Raw genomic sequence first — 20193 nt, 5'->3', positions numbered from 1 at the left:
TACCTAGCCGTTTCGATAACGAACTTCATCTTCGCCTGGTGATCAATCGTTCAGTTTGAATAGTAGGTTCGAGCCATTTCAGAAGGCGGCCTCGTAAATGGCGAGTGCGTCTTCTCTACTCACAGCGCGCGGATTGTTTATCAAGAGTCGTTGTTGCTTCATCGCGTCGTTGACAAGTCCTGGCAAATCGTCGCGCGTGACGCCGACCGCTTTCAACGTGCGCGGCAAACCGATCTCTTCCAGTATTCTTTCCAGGAAATCGATCAACGCATTTGTCTTCGAAGATGTGTCTCCGTCATGCGTATAGGGGACAACAATCCAACTTGCAACGTCTGCGTAGAGATGCGCCGCATGGGACGCGTTGAAACGCAACACATGCGGCAGAAGCAGCGCATTCGACACACCGTGCGGTATGTGAAACACACTGCCAAGCGGGTATGCCAACGCGTGTATGGCGGCCACCGGCGCGTTGGAGAACGCCTGTCCTGCCAGACTCGCTCCGAGTAGCATCGCCTCTCGCGCGCCGCGATCGGCACCGTCACGACAGGCGGCAATGATGTTCCTGGACAGCAGTTCGAGGGCGCGACGCGCGAGCATGTCGGACAATGGATTCTTCATGCGAGCGCTTGTGAAAGCCTCTATCGCGTGCACCATCGCATCGACTCCCGTCGCCGCCGTCACATGCGAGGGAAGGCCAATGGTAAGTTCTGCGTCGAGGATCGCGATGTCCGCGTAGAGTTTTGGTGAAACGACTCCCGCCTTGGTTGTCTGCCCTGTCGTCACGATCGCGACCGAGGTGACCTCTGCTCCGGTACCAGCGGTCGTGGGTATCTGCACCAGCGGCAGTCGGACGCCTTCAATGCAGTCGACTCCGTACATTGTGTCGAGTGTCTGATGTGAACCTAGCAGCACCGCTACGAGCTTTGCGACATCAAGCGACGATCCGCCGCCCATTCCTACAACAATTTCAACACCTTCGCTCCGGGCGAGATCTGCAGCGTCCAGGACCACGTGTTCCGGCGGGTCGGCTATGACGGTGTTGATCATGATGACGCGCAAACCGCTTGCTTGGACGCTTTCGAGTGCGGGATCCAGCAATCCACTTCCATGCAGGAAACCATCTGTGACGACCCCGACGCAGCTGACACGGGGATAGTGCTTACGCAAGAGTTCGCCTAGCTTGCCCGTGACGCCCCATTCAACGATCAGCGTGGGAACACTCCGAAACTGGAAGGTGGGTATCATGGATCTCTGTATATTTAAAGTCAGAAGAATGTTCGACTGCTGCCAACTGGCGTCGTCAAGAGGCGTCAGAGGCCCAGTGCACCAGGATTCATTACGTTGTCTGGATCGAGCGCTTGCTTGATTTGAACAACAGTGCGAAATGCATCTCTCGTAAGTAACGATGCATAGCAGTAGGCCTTCCCAAGCTGAAAGTGCGTGGCGCCATGCTTGTCGTAGAGCGTCATCAGGTCTTGCTTCAGCGAATCGACGAAAGCACGGGCCTCAGGATTGGATGGGTGGCGACCAAGACGCGCGAGTACTGTGGGCTGAATTTCCTGGAGGTGATAGTCGGATAGGCAATCGGGCCAGTACAACGCGATTTCATAACTCATCGCGCCACGGCCAATTGCCTCGAACATCGCCCCACTCCATACACCAAGACGTTGCATGTCGTCGGCCCGGTCGGTAAAGAAGGACAGAACTGCTGCATGGAAGTCGGCCACGCCAGAGTGCGGCAATACACCATGAAGCGGCACCCATCGCTCTCCGGCGGGGCCAACTACATTGAACATCTTTTCGAAAGGCCTAGCCCGAACAATGAACGGCACAGCCGGCGGTATTTCCGATCCGAATGGCCTGGCCACTTGACGCAGGCGACAAAGACGCCCACGTACTTCGCGAGCATCGTCCCCATGAACAATGAAATGCGACATATAGGGCGAGTGTCGAAATGCACGTCTGCCTGATAGGCCGAACCTGAGTATGTTTGCCACCCGTCCCCCCGGCGATCTTGCGCCGCGCAACACGTCGGCTAGCGCGACGAAGCGAGCAGGCAATCCACGAACCCGTTCCATTTGGCCGCGCAGCATAGCGGAGTCGAACGAAAAATTCGTTTCATCGACGCCGATCCATGCGGCTGCCTGCATTGCCCGATGCATGGCATCGAACGAGTTGAAGGCAAATGATGCCCCGCCTGATGCTGCAGAGTTGGCGAGAAGAGGCAACGTGACGCGCGCTTTAACGCCAAAAGCGCCACAGTCGCCAGTAAAGAGGCCGGTCAGATCCGGGCCATACTCACGCGCAAATGGGGAGAGACCTCGCATTGCCGAACCAGTCCGCAGCAGGCTGCCATCGGCCATCACGATATCGAACGCCTGCGCCGACGAGGCAGAAGTGCCATGAGCCCCCGTCCCATGACTGATCGCGTGTTGCGACATGGCCCCGCCGACGCTCGAAACAAGTCCGGAGAAGGGGCCTTGAAACGGCGTGCGCAGACCCTGCGCCTCGAGCACGACGGCAAGTTTCGACCACGTCACGCCTGCTTCCACGGTGACATAGGCATCGGTCCGATTGATCTCGACAATGCGATCCAGCCGGCGCATGTCGAGCATGATCGTGCCCACTTGCGCGGGGAGATAGCCGTCGGTATAAGAACTGCCGCCTGCACGAACACATACCGGCCGGCCAGCCGAGGCCGCTTCTCGAACGACCTCGCACAACTCGTGGACAGTCCCGGGCGCCACGACCAGCCAAGGTAATTCCTTCGACCGATAAATATCATGCGCGAACGGCCGCACGGCGTCGCCCGAGAGAACGTGTTGCACCCCGACGATCCGTGCAAGTTGCGCGGCCAAATCGGCCATGTCCATCAGGCGCGTTTCTCTTTACTCGACCACGATGGCGCCACCGGCGCCGGCAGCCCAGTCTCTTCAAGACAGCGTTCCCGCAACTGTTCGATATCCGGTCCACGGTTAAAGAGCGGCAGCGGAGCGCGACTGCTTCGCAACGATTCCCGCAAGCGCCGCGTTTCCACCTCATCACAGTCGCCTGTCGAGTTGAGCGCGACACCATACGCTCGCGCTCCGTCCCGCGTCACGAGCCCGCGGCGCACCTCACGGGCAACGAGTTCAGGATCGCGCTCCAGCGGGTCACCCCATCCGCCAGCGCCCCACGTCACAAAGTGAAGCTGGTCGCCGACGTTGACGCGCACCGCGTCACACTTGGACGGTAAAGAAATGCGATCACCGTTCGCCCGTTCGAGCACCTTCGATGAACGCTTTGCCGGTTCCCCTCCATTGACGCCCCAAGGTGGAATAAACCAGCGATCGTCATGGATCGATATATCCCCTTCCGCCAGGAAGGTATAGGTCATCAGAATGCCGTTACCGCCGCGAAACTTTCCGGCGCCACCCGAATCCGCTATGGTCTCGTAGCGGTCGATACGCATGGGGAAATAGCGCTCTAGAAACTCATTGGGTACGTTCGTAAAACCAGGCCAGAGTGAGTGACCATCAGGACCATCGCCAAACGGACGGCCCGGAATGCCGCCGAAACCGATCTGGAACAACTGGAACCATTTGCCGGCGCTGTCGTATCCGGAGAACATGAGATGGGGGGAGGACGAGAAGCCCGCGGCGTTCAGAAAGTCCGGCGTCTTCTGCCCAAGCAACGCGCCCAACACATCAAAAATACGGCCCAGCGCGTGGGTACGGCAAGACAGCGCCGCGGGAAAATCAGGCTTGAGCAACGAGCCCTGCGGAATACGAACGTCGACCAGATCGTAAAACCCATCGTTGAAAAGAATCTGAGGATCGAAAACCATGATCATGTAGATGCCAAAAAACATCTTGAACATGTTTTCATTCAGATAAAAATTGATTGAAGACGTAGATTGCGGATCTGTTCCTTCAAAATCGAGAATGACCCTGTCAGCCTCTCGCCACATCGTGCATTTGATCCGGAATGGCCCGACACCCTTGCCGTCGTCGCAGATGAAGTCCTCGAAGCTAACCGGAGTTTCACCGATCGAAGTCGTAATCAGGTGCTTCATTGCGCGATGATTGCGCTCGAGCAAGTTACCCAGTGCGGCGTCGAACACGTCGTCGCCGAAGCGTTCGCATAGTTCATCCACACGTCGTGCAGCAACCCGGCATGCAGCGACCAACGCATGCAGGTCCGCCTTGTACCATTCAGGCATACGGGACTGGTTAGCAGCAAGTGCGAGCAAATCGCTTTGCAACTCGCCACGCCGATAAAGCTTCACGGGAAGAATCCGGAACCCTTCCTCAAATATTGAGCCGGCGTCCGTTGGCAGTGACCCCGGAACTTTGCCGCCCACATCTGTCATATGACCGAACATCGCCGACCAGGCGACGAGACGGCCATGACGGTAAATAGGCAGGATCACCAGTTGATCGTTCAAATGACTGATCGCACCTTCGCACGAATACGGGTCATTAAGGAGGATGATGTCACCCTCTTCAATCTCTCCGGCATACGCCTTCAGGAAGCCGCCGATAAACGAGCCAAATTGACCCACGACCATCCGGCCAAGCCGGTCGGCGATCAAGGGAAACGCATCTCCTTGCTCACGGATGCCCGGGGAGAGCGCCGTGCGAAATAGCGTCGCGTCCATTTCTACACGCGCGTTGCGCAAGGCGTTCTCAAGAATATCGAGCGTGACTGGATCAACGCTCGCGGGCTGGAAAGGCGTCGCGTTAGTCTGGATGATGGTTGCAGCCATTTAACTCTCCAATGCTCAAACCGGATTGATCAGGATGTTGCCGAAACGATCCACGTTGCCGACAAAGCCGGCCAGAATGACGGTGGTCGAATCCATCTCGCAGACCACAGCGGGCCCCTCAACGCGATCGCCCGCGCGCAGTTTGCTGCGATCGTAGATCACGGCCGGAACAAACTTCCCGTCGTTCCACATCTCGTGATCGCGTAGCTTCGCGGCTACAGGATCACCGTCACCGGACACAAGTTCGAGGGCGGGTAGCTCTTCTGCCCGGCCCAAAGCAACAGCACGCAAATTCACGAGCTCTCGCTCGGTGTCCATGCTGAAGGTAAAAAGACGCTTGTGGGAAATGTCGAAACGTTCGGCCAGATCGGCAAGGCCGAGGTTCGACGCAAACTGCTCGACCTCGATTGGCATCGGCACCTCAAACGCCTGGCCGTGATAGCGAACATCCGCCTCGAATCGAATCTCAATCTCAGCATTCGCGACGCCATCGTCGACGAGCGACTGACGCACCTGCTCGCCCATCTGCACGAGTGCTGCCGCCAACTCGGCGTCGCTCGTCTGCGTGAAGCGTTTCGAGAATGAGCGAGCCGTCTCGGTTCGCGTGCGGGTAGTGGCATCACCGAGCGCGCAGAGCACGCCTGGCGACACCGGCGATACCGCGGGCCAGGATCCCATGAGGCGTGCGACCGCGTTGACGTGCAGCGGTCCTGCGCCACCAAAACCCATCAGCGCGAAGTCTCGCGGATCGTAGCCCTGCTGGATCGAGATCATGCGCAACGCGCCGAACATGTTTTCGTTGACGATGTCGATGATGCCGCGCGCCGCTTCGTGCAGACTCACGCCAAGTCCATCTGCAATTGTCTGGACCGCATCGTGTGCTGCCTGGCGGTCAAGCCGGAATGTGCCGCCAAGCAGGTTTTCCGGCAAGTAGCCAAGCACCACGTTGGCGTCAGTCACGGTGGGGAGCTTGCCGCCGCGACCATATGCAGCCGGTCCGGGAACGGCGCCTGCGGATTCGGGGCCGACGCGCAAGGCACGTGTCAGCTCGGGGATCTTGGCGATCGATCCGCCGCCCGCGCCCACGGTTTTCACGTCGAGCGCCGATACACGCACAGTCAGATGTCCCACGTCGGTGGTGCGGGCGAGCCGTGGCTCGCCGTTTTCGATCAGGGCGACATCCGTGGAAGTGCCACCAACGTCGAGCGTCAGAATGTTTTTCAGGCCGGCGTTGCGCGCGACCCATAGGGCACCCGTGACACCGCCGGCTGGTCCGGACATCAACAGAGAAACCGGACGTTCTTCCGCGGCTTCCGTCGACATCAAGCCGCCGTCGGAGCGCAGCAACGAAATGCGTCCTTTCATCCCGAGATCGCGAAGCCGGTTGCGCAAATTGGCCACGTAGCGACCCACAAGCGGCCGGACAGCAGCGTTAGCTACCGTCGTCAAGGTACGTTCATACTCCTGCATTTCCGGCAGCACCTCGTGCGACAAGGAGACCGGTATGCCGGGCATGATCTCGGCGGCAATACGCGCCACCTCGCGCTCATGCCGGCCATCGACGTATGAATTCATGAGCGCGACCGTCAACGCTTCAACTCCGCTTGCCGCGAGCGTCGAAAGCTGCGCTCGCATATCATCCTCGACAAGAGGCCGCACCTCCTGACCTTGCGCATCGAGGCGTCCCTTGATCTCAACGGTATCCTCAAGCCGCGCAATAGGCTCGGGTTTAGGCCATACGATCCATGCGGCGAGGCCGCCCGGTACAAGGGACCGGGCAATTTGAAGAACCTGACGGTAACCTTGCGTCACCACCAGACCCACGCGCGCTCCCTTGCCTTCGAGGACTGCGTTTGTCGCCACCGTCGTGCCGTGAAGGAATACGTCGATATCAGCAGGCGTCACACCGGCTTGCTCGCAGATCTGCGCAACGCCTGTCATGATCCCTTCAGAAGAATCATGGGGCGTCGACGGCGTTTTGTGGCGCCAGAAGTTGCCATCTGCGTCGTTGAACAACAGCAAGTCGGTGAACGTGCCACCTACATCTACCCCTAGTCGATAAGTCATGGTTTCAGTCCGGTTCAGTGATGTCGAAGCCGCGCCTGTTGGCGTCGCCTGGCAGTTCCGACACATAGGTGAATGTGATCAGCAACAAGGCGAATTTCACGTCAGCAGCTCAGCGTTGCATACCACTCGCGAAGACTTGTCTTAAGCACTTTGCCGTTCGCGTTACGCGGAAGCGAATCTATCGGAACGTATTTTTTAGGCAATTTGTATGAGGCGAGATTGGTCCGTCCAAAAGCCATCAGCTCATCAGAATTGAACTGCGCCTCAGGCCACATAACCACACATGCGACAAGCGACTCGCCCCACTGCGGATCCGGTATGCCGAACACAGCGGACTCCGCAACACTCGGGTGGCCGTTGAGTACGTCCTCCACTTCGCGTGGGTAAATGTTCATCCCGCCGCTGATCACCATGTCTTTCTTTCGGTCAACGATGTACAGATAGCCCTCCTCGTCTCGCATCGCCAGGTCGCCCACCGAGACCCAGCCATGACGAAATGCATCCTGCGTCGCTGTCTCATTGTTCCAATAGCCATTGAATAGAAATGGCGACGTGCTGAAGAGCTCGCCCACCACGCCGGGTCCGACTTCCAAGCCCTGCTCGTCCAGCAGGCGCACGCTGTTGCCAATGAATGGCTGTCCCACGCAATTGCGTTTGCGCAACTGGTCCCGAGGACGTAGATTGCTCACCACACCGGCTTCCGTTGAACCATAGGTTTCATGCAAGAGGCCATCGCCGAAATACTCTACGATCTGCTCTTTCATACTCTGCGGAAGCGGTGCGGCATTTGCCACGATGCCCTTTAGCCGATTGCCCCGGTTTGCTTCGAGCACGGCCCGATCGAGGCCAAAGATCGCGTGATAGTGCGTCGGAACCGTGAACATGCCTGTCACGCGTCCGGAGTGAACGGCTCGCAAGACAACTTCCGGATCGAATTTCGCCAGAATCTCCGTTGTCCCGCCGACAAAAACGGCTGCCATTGCGTAAGCCAGGCCCGCACCGTGGCACATCGGCGCAAACGCCAGAAAATGGTCGTCAGGAGAGTAAATGCCGTACTCAGCCGCATAGGCGAGAAAGCCCAAGCTCCTTGAACGATGCGAAAGCATGACCCCCTTCGGACGACCCGTCGTCCCCGAGGTATAAGGAATTGAAAACGTGGTCCACTCGGCAATTGACGCGGGATCGAACTCGGGTGACGCCTTGCTCAACAAGGCGTCATATTCCTCTCCGAGCTGCACGAATTTCTTAACGGTGTTGAATAGCGATCGGTCAATAACGGTTGCGCAATCCGGATGAATGAATACCAATGTGGCGTGCGCGTCGTTGCAGATGTCGGCAAGCTCCCTTCCAGTCAGCTTGGGGTTGGGTGTTGCTATCGCGGCGCCCACATCCGACACGCCCGCCACGATCTCAATGTACTCAATCGTATTAGGCGCAATCACGGCTGCGTGAGAACCTGCCTGCATGCCGAATTCCCGTGCGAGATTGGCAACCCGATTAATTTTCTCAACGAGTTGCGCGTAACTTCTCTGTTCGTCTCCGCATATCAGCGCTACCTTCTCGGGCGTTCTCTTTGCTGAACTTCGGATGCCGCTCGAAACGGTCAGATTGCGAAAGCCCATCGGCAAAACAGGCGGCGTATCAGGCGTCATGGGTTGGCTCATAGCTTGAACACCTTCACCGCGTTCCCACGCATGATCTTCGCCAATGCGTCGGGTTTGAATTGATGCGCCACCATTTCGGCAACCGCGCGTTCAGGGTCTATCACTGGCCAGTCGGTGCCAAATAGCACCTTGTCGGAGCCGTAACTATTCATGTAGTGCTTGAGTGATGGAGAAAGATACTTAGGCGCATAGGCATCAATACCGATGAAGACGTTCGCGTGCTTCCACGCCATCGCGATCATTTCGTCAGTCCAAGGCACTCCAATATGGATACCAATCAATTTCAACTCAGGAAAGTCGATGGCAATCTGATCGAGCAGAATGGGCCGAGCAACGCTCGGAAGCCGAACTTCCTTTTGATAGATGAGGTTCTGGCCGACCTGCATCATGACCGGCACATCGAGTTCACAGCACTTCGCGTAGTACGGGTAATAAAGCGCAGCGTCCGGTGCAAGCCGAAACCAGTGCGGATATAGGTGTGCACCGATAAACCCGTACTCACGCACCGCTTGTTCTAGATCGCGTAATCCCTGCATGCCGCGATAGGGGTCCACGCCCGCGAGTCCGGAAAATCGATCCGGGTAGCGATCGCACCACTTCGCCACCTGTTGGTAGGGGATCTCGAACGAGCCTTTCATACGCAAATCGCCCGCACGTACGGCAATGAGCAGCGACCGCTCCACGCCCGCCCGATCCATCTTTCTCAGATACGCTTCGATTGACACGCCCGACTTCATCGCCTCGGGCATACGAACCTGGCTTGTAAAATTGCCATCGAAGCCGGTCTGGCCGTTATTTACTTCTTCCGGCGTAAACAGATTGACGACAATATCAATGTGACCTGTCATAAGCGCATTGGGTTTGCGAACGGCGCTGTCTGCGACCGTTCTGGTTAAATGGAAAACATGAGATCAATCATGCATCGCCACTTTTTCGAGGCCAAAGCGTAACGACCGGTTATCCACTGAGCGGGAACCGACTGCCTGCGCGACGTGAGACGAGCAGGTCTGGCTGCGCGACGAAGATGGGGTCTCAAGGGCCGATTCAATGCTCGGCGGCCAGCGTCTCCCAGCAGCCCGCTCCGAAGAATCAGGCGTAAGAGAAAGTGGCGAACGTCTTTGTTACTGAGAAGGAATAGTCAAGGCAACAACGGGTACCCGCCGTCCATGCGACAGATCACCATGACGGCCGGATCCTGTGCAACATCCGAGCTACACTGATCCGGGAGCCGATTGGCTTTCGCCTGCATTTTCCACCGTGCGGGTGAGCTCCTCGCCAATCTGGGCGGCGGCGGCTTTCAACGGGTCCACGTAGCGCGAAACTGCCTCGCTGGGCGACATGGCAGTGACGAAATAGCTTAGCGTCAGTTCGGCAGTCTCATGCCCGGCTTCCATGATCGGTACCGCAATGGACGAGGTCTTGCCCGGGTTGGCGGTCTGCATGGTGCGATCGTGCACCGCGTAACCTTTCTCGCGGATACGCTCAGTGAGTTTTCCGGAAACGAACATGTCGAGTATCAATGACTTTGCACCGATCTCGCGCAGGCCGTTAAGGATGGAAATGCGCGCCTCGTCGCTCATAAAAGCCAGATGCGCGTGTCCCGAAGCAACCTCGAGAATCGGAAATGTGTAGCCAGGATAATAGTTGCTGAAAGACAGTGAAGACAGCGAATAGGTGGAGTCGCGCAACATCATCGAACCGCCGACGGCGGTCGATAGCGAAACCGGCCAGCTATATTTTTTCGTCAGGTCGACCATGTAAGGCCTCGCGATGTCGACCAGACTGCCGTGGTCGCGGTATCCGAGCGACAGCGTCTGCACGAGGCTCGTCACGCGGTAGCGTTTGCGGGAAGGCTCCAGCGTGACGAATCCCTCATGCATTAGCGTCTGGACGATGCGAAACGTAGTTGCATATGGAAGATTCGCGAGCACTGCGACTTCCATCAGTGACAACGAGCCGCGCTGGTTGATCCACTGCAGAACCGAAATGGCCCGTGCGATGGAACGAATTGGAACACCTTTTTCCACTCGGCCCCTCCAGAATCTACGGTGTCAAAGCCGGAAATCCAAACGTCGGGCGCCCAGGGTGAGCAGCCATACTGGAAGCCCGAGACTTCCCGGGATGGATGCGACACCTCGGACGTCAACCCAGCCACGACATCAGCGCTATATCGTCGTTCGGTGCAATGAGCTTGTCAACTCAACAGAATCTGAGGGCAACCGGGCATTAGGCCGTATGCGGTGTTTACTACGCCTGCGCACGCCGTGGCTGACGACATATACGGGGCCGCGTCGCGCGTACTCTTACGGGTTGACAAGCCATGAGGGTGCGCGATTTTCACGAAATGCCGTATAGCCCTCCTTGCCGTAACCGTATGCTCGCATATACCGGCTGAAAACTTCCAGCTCAAGATCCGCACCCTCTTGAGAACCCAGGTTGGCGCCGTCCATGAAAACAGACTTGTTCGCCGCGAGACACATTTTCGGCTTCGTCGCAAAGTTCTCGGCAAACCTGAGTGCCTCGTGTTGCAATTCACGCAGAGGGTATGAACGCAGCGCCAGACCGCACTCCACGGCCTCTGCCCCGCTCATCCAACGCGCGCTCCAGATCACGTCTTTCGCTTTCTGATTGCCGATACGACGTTGCAGGCGCAACGACGATGCTGCGGGCAGAACACCCGCGTCCGTATGAACATCGCCGATTTTCGCTTCATCTGCCATCAACAGGAAGTCACACCCAAGTGCGATTTCAAAGCCACCCGCTCTTGCGAGACCGTTTACGGCTGCGATTGTCGGTATCGGCAGATCTTCAATTTTCTTGATGACCCCCGCTACACGGCGCACTACGTATTCGAAATAGTCAAGATCTTCGAAGGCTCGCGCAAGCAGGTCAAGATGCAGACCAACGCAAAACGCTCGCGCATCGCCACCGCTTATGATCAGCGCTCGCACGTCGGGGTTCGCGTGGATCTCATCAAGCGCGTGGTCCAACTCATCGAGACGCTGTTCAGTAATCGCGTTGAGCGCTTCAGGTGTTGTGAAGGTCAGGACCGCAGTGTTCTGGTTTTTCTCGTATGTGATGGTTTCGTACGGCATGGAACTACTCCAAAGATTAAAAAATGTTCGAGGTTGACCGCGTCAGGCGTCGTGGCCCCAACGCCGCTCAAATTCCCATACGTCACTGAAGCCGATCAACTCGCAGAATTCCGTAAAGTCGAACATCGGCAAATCCGGACTTTGGCTGACACCGGCGTCTTTCAATCGACGTAGCGCAGCGTTTATTGCTGCCGCGGCAACGAGGCTTGTCATGGAGGGATAGATGGAAAATGCATAGCCGATTTCAGCAAGTTCGGCAGCAGTGAGGATCGGTGTCTTGCCGCCGTCGGCCATGTTCGCGACCATGGGAAGATCGAACGCCGCGCACGCGCGAACCATCTCTTCTCTCGATTGAGGCGCTTCAAAGAAAAGCACGTCGGCCCCGGCGCGCGCGTAAGCTTCGAGGCGCGTCATGGCTGCAGTGAAGCCATCGCCTGCTCGGGCGTCCGTCCGCGCGATAATCAACATGTCGCGGCTTTCACGCGCATCGACCGCAACCTTGATCTTGTCGACCATCTGCGACATTGGAATGCATCTTTTGTACGGTGTATGGCCGCACTTCTTTGGAAACTCCTGATCCTCGAGCTGAATCGCTGTCACGCCGGCAGCCTCATAACCTCGTACAGTGTGATGTACATTGAGTAAGCCGCCATAGCCCGTGTCCGCGTCTGCGATGACGGCGGAGTGGCTCGATTTCACGAGTGTCGCCATGCGCTCGAGCATTTGCGTGTACGTGGCAATGCCTGCATCCGGCAAACCCAACGCCGACGCTGTCATCCAATACCCGGTGCCATACACGAAATCGAAACCAACTTGATTGGCGATGACTGAAGCGATCATGTCCTGTATGCCAGGAACCACGAAAAATTCCTTCGATAACAATTTTTGCCGCAAAGCCGGATTGGCCATGAATGCACTCACTAAAGTTTAGGTGTGACGTGTTTCATTGTCATAAAGCCACGACATGGTTTCGCGCTGGAAGATCTCGAAGCGTTCGGTGTGCTCGCAGTCCTCTTTTAATGCGCGGTCGATTTCGTCCCAACCATTGAGCAAGGCCTGGCTTTGCCACTCAGGAAGACCAATGGGAATTCGCGTACCGTCATGTCGCACAAGCGCTCGCGCTACAAGATCTGCGGTCAACTCGCGGGCACAGCCTGCATCCTCGTGCAGTGCGGCGAGTTCCACCTGTTTCACCATCACCGGCAAAATGCCGTTGTTCAAGCAGTTAGCCTCGAAAATTTCACCAAAGCTTGTAGACACGACGCAGCGAATTCCTAAGTCGTATAGCGCCCATGGCGCCTGCTCGCGGCTGGAGCCGCAGCCAAAATTGTCTCCGGTAATCAGGATCGAGGACTTGTTCCATGGCTCGCGGTTCAGCACGAAATCGTCGCGTGCAGCGCCATCCGCGTCAAAGCGTTTTTCATAGAATGCGTATCGGCCGAGTCCGCGTTTCTCCGTGATCAGCAGAAATCTTGCAGGAAAAATAATGTCGGTATCGATGTTGGCATCGGGAAGCGATGCCGGGATCGACGTCACTTGTGTCAACTTTTCCACGGTGCACCTTGTCCGGCAGGGCGACCCTGTAAGAGTGTGCGTACGTCGGTGATGCGCCCTGTGACAGCAGCGGCGGCAGCCATCGCTGGGCTCATCAGATGTGTTCTCGCTCCCGCGCCCTGTCGGCCCTCGAAATTCCGGTTCGACGTTGATGCGCAGCGCTTACCTGGAGCAAGTCGGTCGTCGTTCATGGCGACGCACAGCGAGCATCCTGCGTGACGCCATTCGAATCCTGCTTCGATGAATACACGATCGAGCCCCTCGGACTCCGCATTTCGCTTAACCTGCGCAGAACCGGGCACCACCAATGCTTGCACCGAGTCCGCTATGTGCCGTCCGCGCAACACGGCTGCGGCTGCACGCAGGTCCTCTATGCGCCCGTTTGTGCAGGACCCGATGAACACCTGGTCGATCGCGATACCCTCAACGGCCGCTGCAGGCTCAAGCCCCATATAGGCTAGTGCTCGCGCTATCTTCTTGCTTGCCATTTCGCATTCCTGCAGCGACGGATCCGGCAGATATCCCGTTATGGGCACTACCTGGTCCGGACTTGTGCCCCAGGTGACCTGTGGTTCAAGCAACTCCGCAGAAATATAAATTTCTTGTTCGTAACGTGCTGTTGCATCGGTTGGCAACGAGCGCCAGTAGTCGAGGGCTCGTTCCCACGCGGCGCCATGGGGCGTGTTGGGGCGGCCCTCGATATAAGCGAAAGTCGTGTCGTCAGGAGCAATCAGACCTACTCGGGAGCCTGCCTCGATGGTCATGTTGCAAAGCGTCATGCGCGCCTCCATTGATAACTGACGCACCGTCTCGCCGCAGTATTCAATGGCATAGCCCTGTCCGCCGGACGCGCCTATCGTGCCGACAATCGCAAGCGCAAGATCCTTCGCGAACACCCCGGAAGTAAAGGCTCCCTCTGCGCAGACTCGCAGATTGCGGGCGCGTGTTTGCCGCAGAGTCTGGGTGGCAAGCACGCGCTCGCATTCTGATGCGCCAATGCCGAAAGCCAGTGCGCCGAAGGCTCCATGTGTCGTCGTATGAGAGTCGCCACACACTAACGTGATCCCAGGTTGAGTAAAGCCTTGCTCCGGTCCGATCACGTGGACAATGCCGTGTCGTGCATCGCTCATGCCGAAATGAGCGAGCTCGAATTCGATGGCGTTGTCCGCAAGAAGCTGGACTTGCGCACGTGCTTGTTCGTTGGGTATGCGGCCATCGCTCGGCCGGCGTGTAGGAATCGCATGATCGGCAACGAGCAGGTGACTGTTTGGGCGTCTGATCTCCCGACCGCTGGATCTCATGCCGGCAAAAGCTTGCGGACTGCTCACCTCGTGCAACAACTGCCGGTCTATGTACAACAGACCCGCTCCACCGGCATATTCACGGACAAGATGAGACTTCCAAAGCTTGTCATACAGCGTTTGAGCGTTCAAAAAGTCTCCTTGAGTACTGGTGCCGAGCATTGCCCGACTTTTTCGGACAGCTTCCACACAACGCGCGTGTGCAGAACCTTGAACTCATATTGATGTTACGTGGCGCTGGATGACCGGGAAATCCGGGGCGTATTCGTATCCGACAGGCGGATGCCGCCGCTCGCCAGGATATGAATGCATGAACAGGTAACGAACCAGCAAAGGCCCCGGCGGCATCATTGACGGCAACGCGGCCGTCGACTTCCGCCCTCGCCTGATTAAAACCTGTGCCTCATACCGACGATGGCAATAGTCTGAGCGTTGCTGCTCGATGGCGACGCAAAGGTGATCGCCGCTCTTGCCGGAGCACCGGTGGAGTCCGTGCCGCCAGCCCGTTCGTAGACCCCATAGGCGTAAACATCGGTGCGCTTGGACAAGCTATAGTCCGCTCCGACGTCAATCTGCTCGTAATGCGCAGTTCCAAGACCGGATAGGTTGCCGTTATGCGTGTACCAGTAGGCGACGCCGAGCGCCAAAGCCGGCGTCAGCTGATATTGCAGGCCTGCTTCATAGCTGTTGAATACTGCCGTGCCCCTGAAGGCCTGTTGCGTCGCGGACAATCCTTGAACAGCGACCGAACCGACATCCTTGAATTGTGCATTGGTGTAAAGCAGACTTAGAGTCACTGGACCGGCGATATATTGCCCCCCCGCAGCGATGATCTGCTGCGTTCTGGCCGATGCATACCCGGCGATCGCAAGGTTCGTGATGTTAGTACTTACAGTGCTGCCGTTTGCCTGGTTACCAAATGCAGAATAGTTTGGATCGCGCGCGTTGTAGTAGCCAGCGGCGAGACTAAAGGGACCAAACGCATAAGCTGCCGCGAGAGACCAGATCTGATTTTGCGTGACGTCTCCAGCCTTGTTTCCGAACCCGTAGATGCCGCCAACCGTCAAGCCGCCATACGAGATGCTCTTGAATTTTACGGAGTTGTTCACTCGATTAAAGTTGTCGAGATTGTCGAGATCGCCGGGATGGGAGGCATATCCCGACCCCGGCGTCGCCCACCATCCTCCCGCAGAGTATCGAAACAGAAAATCGTACTGAGACTCGCTCTGTCGCCCTAAAGTGACCGTTCCGTATTTTGAGCTGGAAATGCCTACAATAGCGTTGCGTCCGAACTCCGTTCCGCCTTGTCCGATCGCCCCCGTTGTGCTGCTGAATCCTGCCTCCAGGTTGAACACTGCCGTCAGCCCGCCACCCAGATCTTCCGATCCAATCAGCCCCCAGCGATTACCCCCGGCATTTGCACTATTCATGTAGTACTGGCGCGCCCCGTTCGAATTTGAACTGTAGGCAATGCCAGCGTCGACAACACCGTACAGCGTCACACTTGTTTGCGCGTGCGCAGTAGCGCACATCAATCCCATCGAGCAAACAGTCAATATGGTGTATTTCATTTTGCACTCCGAAATATATAGTGTTGAAATCAGCGCGACTCGCCTCTCAAGACAGCACCCTCTACGACGGGATCCTGATCTGTCTAAAAAGACGAATGAAAATTCTGTGTTTTTTCCAATTGATCTTTTGGTTCTTTCTCTGCTATGCCTTTACTACTCCGGGAGAAAGGCGAATTGCGGCCTCCCGATAGGGACGTAGCATCAGAGCAAACAAAACTATCGCGATGCAGGCACTTCCCGCCCCCACGATGCTGCTTGCCAGACCGATCTGCCTGGGATCGTGGAATACGTAATCGGTCAACGCCCCCGTCAGCGTCGGGCCTACGGTGAGTGCAACCAGGTTATTGACCATCAGGTACAGGCCCGACGCAATGGCCCTCATCCGGTTAGGGGTGACGAGGTGCAACGCAGGAGGAGCGGCGCCGAAAGAAAACGCGCCGCAAAAGAGCAGCAACGCGAGACAGATGCCAACGCTGAACACGCTCGACATCATCGGATAGGCAATGAGTGGGATCAAAATCATCGAGCTTGCAAGAAGGCCGACGCGTACCGTCGCATCCACCTTGCCACGCGCCTGCCAGCGATCGGCCAGCAGGCTACCGCAAATGATCCCGGCAGTGGCAAATACGATCATCAACGTTCCGACCAGCATCGCAGCATCACTGCGTCCCATGCCGAATGAGCGCGAGAGATACGGCCGGGCCCACAGCAGGACGACGTTGAACGAAACACCGAGAAAGGCAAATCCAAAGAAGTGGCAGAGGTAGAGGCGCCGCAAGCTCTTGATATGCGACAAGACCTCGGCCAACTTGGAACCAAGCGTTTGTCCGGGAACCTCGTCACTTACCGCGTGACGTGCGGGTTCACGAAGCGTAAGTGCAACGGCTGAAACGATCAGGCCCGGTAATCCCACCATCAAAAAGAGCAATTGCCATGCGCGAATGGTGCCTAATACCGGCACGACCACAGTCGGCGCCGGCCCAATAATAGCGACGAGCGCACCGCCAATAAGAATGGCCATGCCACCGCCAAGGTAGATGGCGATCGTATAAATTCCCGTCGCCAGACTGCGTTTGGCGGGCGCGAAATTATCGGCAATCATGGAATAACTGGCTGGCGACAGTCCAGCCTCACCAATTCCCACCGCAATACGGCTGGCGAACAGCCCGCCAAAGGACTTCGTCATTGCACCACTCGCCGTCGCCAGGCTCCAAAGCGCAATGCTGACCACGATCAACTTCTTGCGGCTGAAACGATCTGCGATATAGCCAAGAGGCACGCCGAGGCTCGCATAAAAGATCACGAAGGCGAAGCCATGCAACAGACCGATCTGCGTATCGTTGATATGAAAATCGCGCTGGATCGGCTCCACCAGAACGGTGAGAATCGCGCGATCCACGTAAGCAAACATATATGCGATCAGAAGGATCGCGACCGTGTACCACGCAAGACCAGGGCGGGGCCATGGCACAGGGTCCGGTAACGCATTCGAGGTGGCATGAGCCTCCTCTTCCAGACTCTCCCGAGCCAGATCGCCGGCAGCATTCAAGTTAACGTGCGCCATGGAATTTTTCCAGTTGAATTCGTGTTGTTGGACAACTTCGTGATGACGTATGAATCTTCGTCACGAAACAATTTCGTCAGCCAGTATTCGGGCGTCAAAACCGTTGGAGGAAAATCCGACAGATGAACAGACAGTTGCTCCGCGCCGCCTGTTTTTAAGGAATATTTTACTTTACTCACGTCAAAAGCCGGTTCGCGCGGCTATGGCACTGGACCGGGCTATCCACGTAGCGAAGACTGCCTACACGCGATTTGCAGAGAGGCCGCTGGTTGCCTAATGTGGTTACCTAGCGTGGTTGACATATTTGCTTCTTCAAGCGCACCTCATTCTCCCTGTATCCGGACCCTTATCCATGGCTCGTCTTGTCACTTCGCATTACGTCTGCGTTGATGGTCGGCTGGTGCACTATCGGCGTAGCGGCGACGGACCTCCGGTCGTCCTGCTGCACGCCTCACCCCGGTCGTCAATCGCGCTCGTGCCATTGATGCAGGCGTGCCCCGCAGATATAACCGTGTTCGCCTTCGACACACCCGGTTGCGGTTATTCCGCGCCTTTACCGCTCGGGCGCCCAGATGTCCCCGACTACGCCCATGCATTCGCAGCAACGTTGGATGCCCTCGGCATCCAATGCGCGCCAACCTACGGCACCCATACCGGTGCGGCAATCGCTCTGACGTTCGCCGCGCTCTATCCCGAGCGGGTGTCGCAACTGGTACTCGATGGGCTGAGCGCATTTTGCGCCGACGAACGCGCGGCGATTCTAGCGGGCTACCTTCCTCCCTTCACGCCTCACGTTGACGGAACCCATCTAGCGTGGCTTTGGGCTCGCGTGCGCGATCAATACATTTTCTTTCCGTGGAATCACCGTGGTGCCGGCGCGCGCCTTCGAACGGCATTTCCTTCGGCACTGCAGTTGCACGAAGTGGCACTCGATCTGCTCGCAGCGGGTGACAACTACCGCGCCCCTTATACAGCAGCGTTCTCGTTCATCCCTCAACGCTGGCTCCCGCACCTGCGGGTGCCCACCTGTATTGGCGCGCGACACGATGACATGCTATTCGGGCATCTCGAACGTCTTGGCACACTACCGCCAGGTGTTGAATTAGCCACTTTTCCCGACGACAGGCAAGCGTGGGCCACGGCCATCTGGCGTCTCCTGGGAAAAGCAGAACCCTGCGGAAGCTCCCATACGAACGCCTGCATCGAGGCAAAGTTGCCTGCGGTCGCGGCTGGCGACGCCTATGTTCGCGCCAGCTCATCGCGCATGCACCTGCGCGGCACACTCGGCGGCACGGGCAAGCCACTAATCGTGTTGCACGGGTCACCCGGGGGCGCCCGTGGCATGGATCGCTATATTGAGCGGGCATGTGCGCAGGGACGGCCAGTCATCGCACCAGATTTGCCTGGGCACGGCGATTCGGATGCGATCGACTCAACGGGCGACACTGCATTCATCGATGCCGCGCAGGCGGTCCATGCTGCCGTCACGCAATGCGGCATCAGTGCCGCAGATGTCGATGGCGAGGGGCTGGGTACATGGGTGGCGCACGCGCTTCAGGACCTGTATCCGCATCTATATACCTCTGCAAGGCCGCGCTGCGCCTCATTGGAAACAGTCACCGTGCCCGGCAGCCTTTCCGTCAGCGCCGATGGCGCACATCTGGCAGCCGCCTGGTACCACATGCGCGACGAGGCTATCTTCGGACACTGGCTCGATCGTCAACCATCCGCGCAGCCCGCATTCGGCGACAGCCTCGACACAGAAACCATACACCGCCGCACCATTGAAGCCTTGAAAGAAGGGCCATCGGCGTGGCGTTTCCGGTCGGGCGCGTTGCGTTTCGCGAGCGAATGAAGTGACTGCTCAGAGCGGGAGGCGCAAACGCTGAACAGCTAAGCGCATTGACGCGAGCTACGGGACCTTGACCTTCTACGCGCCACCTTCGATCCACCTCTACGGAGTACCTGCGTGACTAACACCATCCATAAGCAAGAAGACTTGCAAGCCGACTACAACAAAGCCGGATTTGACGGGCACCTCGCATTCGGGAACCGCCCGGCCGTGCTCCTCGTGGATGTCGTCCAGGCCTATCTTGATAGAGCAAGCCCGCTCTATGCGGCGGGCTTCGTGAGAGCGCTAGCGGCTTGCCAGCGACTCACAGCAGCCGCTCGTGTCGCCGGGATTCCGGTGGTTTTCACCCGGGTTAAATACAATGCGAACGGCATGGACGGGGGGCTCTTCTACAAGAAGATTCGCGCGCTTGAAAGCTTCCTCGGGGACTCACCATTCGGTGCCTTTCCCTCAACCCTCCAACCTCTCGCAGACGAGTTGGTCGTCACCAAGCAGTATGCTTCGGCATTCTTCGGCACGAGCCTGACATCAAGTTTGGCCGCGCTTGGCGTGGACACGCTGCTCATCATGGGTTTTTCAACCTCCGGCTGCGTCAGGGCGACGGCGCTCGACGCATTGCAGTACGGCTTTACGCCGTTTGTCGTGCGCGATGCTTGCGGCGATCGTGCGCTTGCGCCTCACGAAAGCAATCTGTTCGACCTTCAGGCCAAGTATGCGGAAGTCGTTGACGAGGGCGAAGCGCTTGATCTGATAGCCTCTTTTAAATTTTGAGCGGGTG

The 20193-nt window shown here is 57.5% G+C and carries 15 protein-coding genes; 2 read left to right on the top strand and 13 right to left on the bottom strand.

Features of this window, described 5'->3' with window-relative positions; genetic code table 11:
• Positions 1–78: 78 nt before the first annotated feature.
• The 13 genes from BSU04_RS36455 to BSU04_RS36395 form a co-directional block, all read right to left on the bottom strand.
• Positions 79–1242, bottom strand: a complete 1164-nt coding sequence (locus BSU04_RS36455; protein ID WP_089165201.1) for an iron-containing alcohol dehydrogenase — start codon at positions 1240–1242, stop codon at positions 79–81.
• Between the two features lie 68 nt (positions 1243–1310).
• Positions 1311–2873, bottom strand: a complete 1563-nt coding sequence (locus BSU04_RS36450; protein ID WP_089165079.1) for an FAD-binding oxidoreductase — start codon at positions 2871–2873, stop codon at positions 1311–1313.
• Entirely contained in the window at positions 2873–4747 is a 1875-nt protein-coding gene (locus BSU04_RS36445; protein WP_089165078.1) for a hydantoinase B/oxoprolinase family protein, read from the bottom strand. The genes BSU04_RS36450 and BSU04_RS36445 overlap by 1 nt, the downstream gene beginning before the upstream one ends.
• 15 nt (positions 4748–4762) lie before the next feature.
• Positions 4763–6814 carry a hydantoinase/oxoprolinase family protein gene (locus tag BSU04_RS36440; RefSeq protein WP_089165077.1) on the bottom strand — a complete coding sequence of 684 codons (2052 nt, stop codon included), beginning with the start codon at positions 6812–6814 and terminating at the stop codon, positions 4763–4765.
• Positions 6815–6915: 101 nt separating this feature from the next.
• Positions 6916–8478 carry a class I adenylate-forming enzyme family protein gene (locus BSU04_RS36435; protein ID WP_089165076.1) on the bottom strand — a complete coding sequence of 521 codons (1563 nt, stop codon included), beginning with the start codon at positions 8476–8478 and terminating at the stop codon, positions 6916–6918.
• On the bottom strand, positions 8475–9326 hold the full coding sequence (locus BSU04_RS36430) for an amidohydrolase family protein (protein WP_089165075.1): 852 nt from the start codon (positions 9324–9326) through the stop codon (positions 8475–8477). Before BSU04_RS36430 ends, BSU04_RS36435 begins: the two co-directional genes overlap by 4 nt.
• A gap of 363 nt (positions 9327–9689) precedes the next feature.
• Positions 9690–10505, bottom strand: coding sequence for a helix-turn-helix domain-containing protein (locus BSU04_RS36425; RefSeq protein WP_089165074.1), 816 nt, complete (start codon positions 10503–10505; stop codon positions 9690–9692).
• Positions 10506–10781: 276 nt separating this feature from the next.
• Positions 10782–11573 carry an enoyl-CoA hydratase/isomerase family protein gene (locus tag BSU04_RS36420; protein ID WP_089165073.1) on the bottom strand — a complete coding sequence of 264 codons (792 nt, stop codon included), beginning with the start codon at positions 11571–11573 and terminating at the stop codon, positions 10782–10784.
• A gap of 42 nt (positions 11574–11615) precedes the next feature.
• Complete coding sequence (locus tag BSU04_RS36415) at positions 11616–12482, bottom strand: isocitrate lyase/PEP mutase family protein (RefSeq protein WP_089165072.1); 867 nt, start codon at positions 12480–12482, stop codon at positions 11616–11618.
• An 18-nt stretch (positions 12483–12500) separates the two neighbouring features.
• Positions 12501–13127 (bottom strand): 3-isopropylmalate dehydratase small subunit, encoded by a 627-nt coding sequence (gene leuD, locus BSU04_RS36410; RefSeq protein ID WP_089165071.1) that lies wholly within the window; start codon positions 13125–13127, stop codon positions 12501–12503.
• Positions 13115–14560 carry a 3-isopropylmalate dehydratase large subunit gene (gene leuC / locus BSU04_RS36405; protein WP_256983726.1) on the bottom strand — a complete coding sequence of 482 codons (1446 nt, stop codon included), beginning with the start codon at positions 14558–14560 and terminating at the stop codon, positions 13115–13117. The genes leuD and leuC overlap by 13 nt, the downstream gene beginning before the upstream one ends.
• 257 nt (positions 14561–14817) lie before the next feature.
• On the bottom strand, positions 14818–15999 hold the full coding sequence (locus tag BSU04_RS36400) for a porin (RefSeq protein ID WP_089165069.1): 1182 nt from the start codon (positions 15997–15999) through the stop codon (positions 14818–14820).
• A 142-nt stretch (positions 16000–16141) separates the two neighbouring features.
• A complete protein-coding gene (locus BSU04_RS36395) occupies positions 16142–17563 on the bottom strand; it encodes a spinster family MFS transporter (protein WP_089165068.1) in 1422 nt (473 codons plus the stop codon).
• A 352-nt stretch (positions 17564–17915) separates the two neighbouring features.
• Here BSU04_RS36395 and BSU04_RS36390 point away from each other — a divergent pair, with 352 nt between their 5' ends.
• Both BSU04_RS36390 and BSU04_RS36385 read left to right on the top strand, forming a co-directional pair.
• Entirely contained in the window at positions 17916–19418 is a 1503-nt protein-coding gene (locus BSU04_RS36390) for an alpha/beta fold hydrolase (RefSeq protein ID WP_089165067.1), read from the top strand.
• Between the two features lie 114 nt (positions 19419–19532).
• Positions 19533–20186 (top strand): isochorismatase family protein, encoded by a 654-nt coding sequence (locus BSU04_RS36385; RefSeq protein WP_218827403.1) that lies wholly within the window; start codon positions 19533–19535, stop codon positions 20184–20186.
• Positions 20187–20193 lie beyond the last annotated feature (7 nt).

The sequence above is a fragment of the Caballeronia sordidicola genome (assembly GCF_002220365.1).
Classification (GTDB): Bacteria; Pseudomonadota; Gammaproteobacteria; order Burkholderiales; family Burkholderiaceae; genus Caballeronia; species Caballeronia sordidicola_C.
Note: the sequence above shows the minus strand (reverse complement) of the source record. Positions and strands in the feature narration are given on the sequence as shown.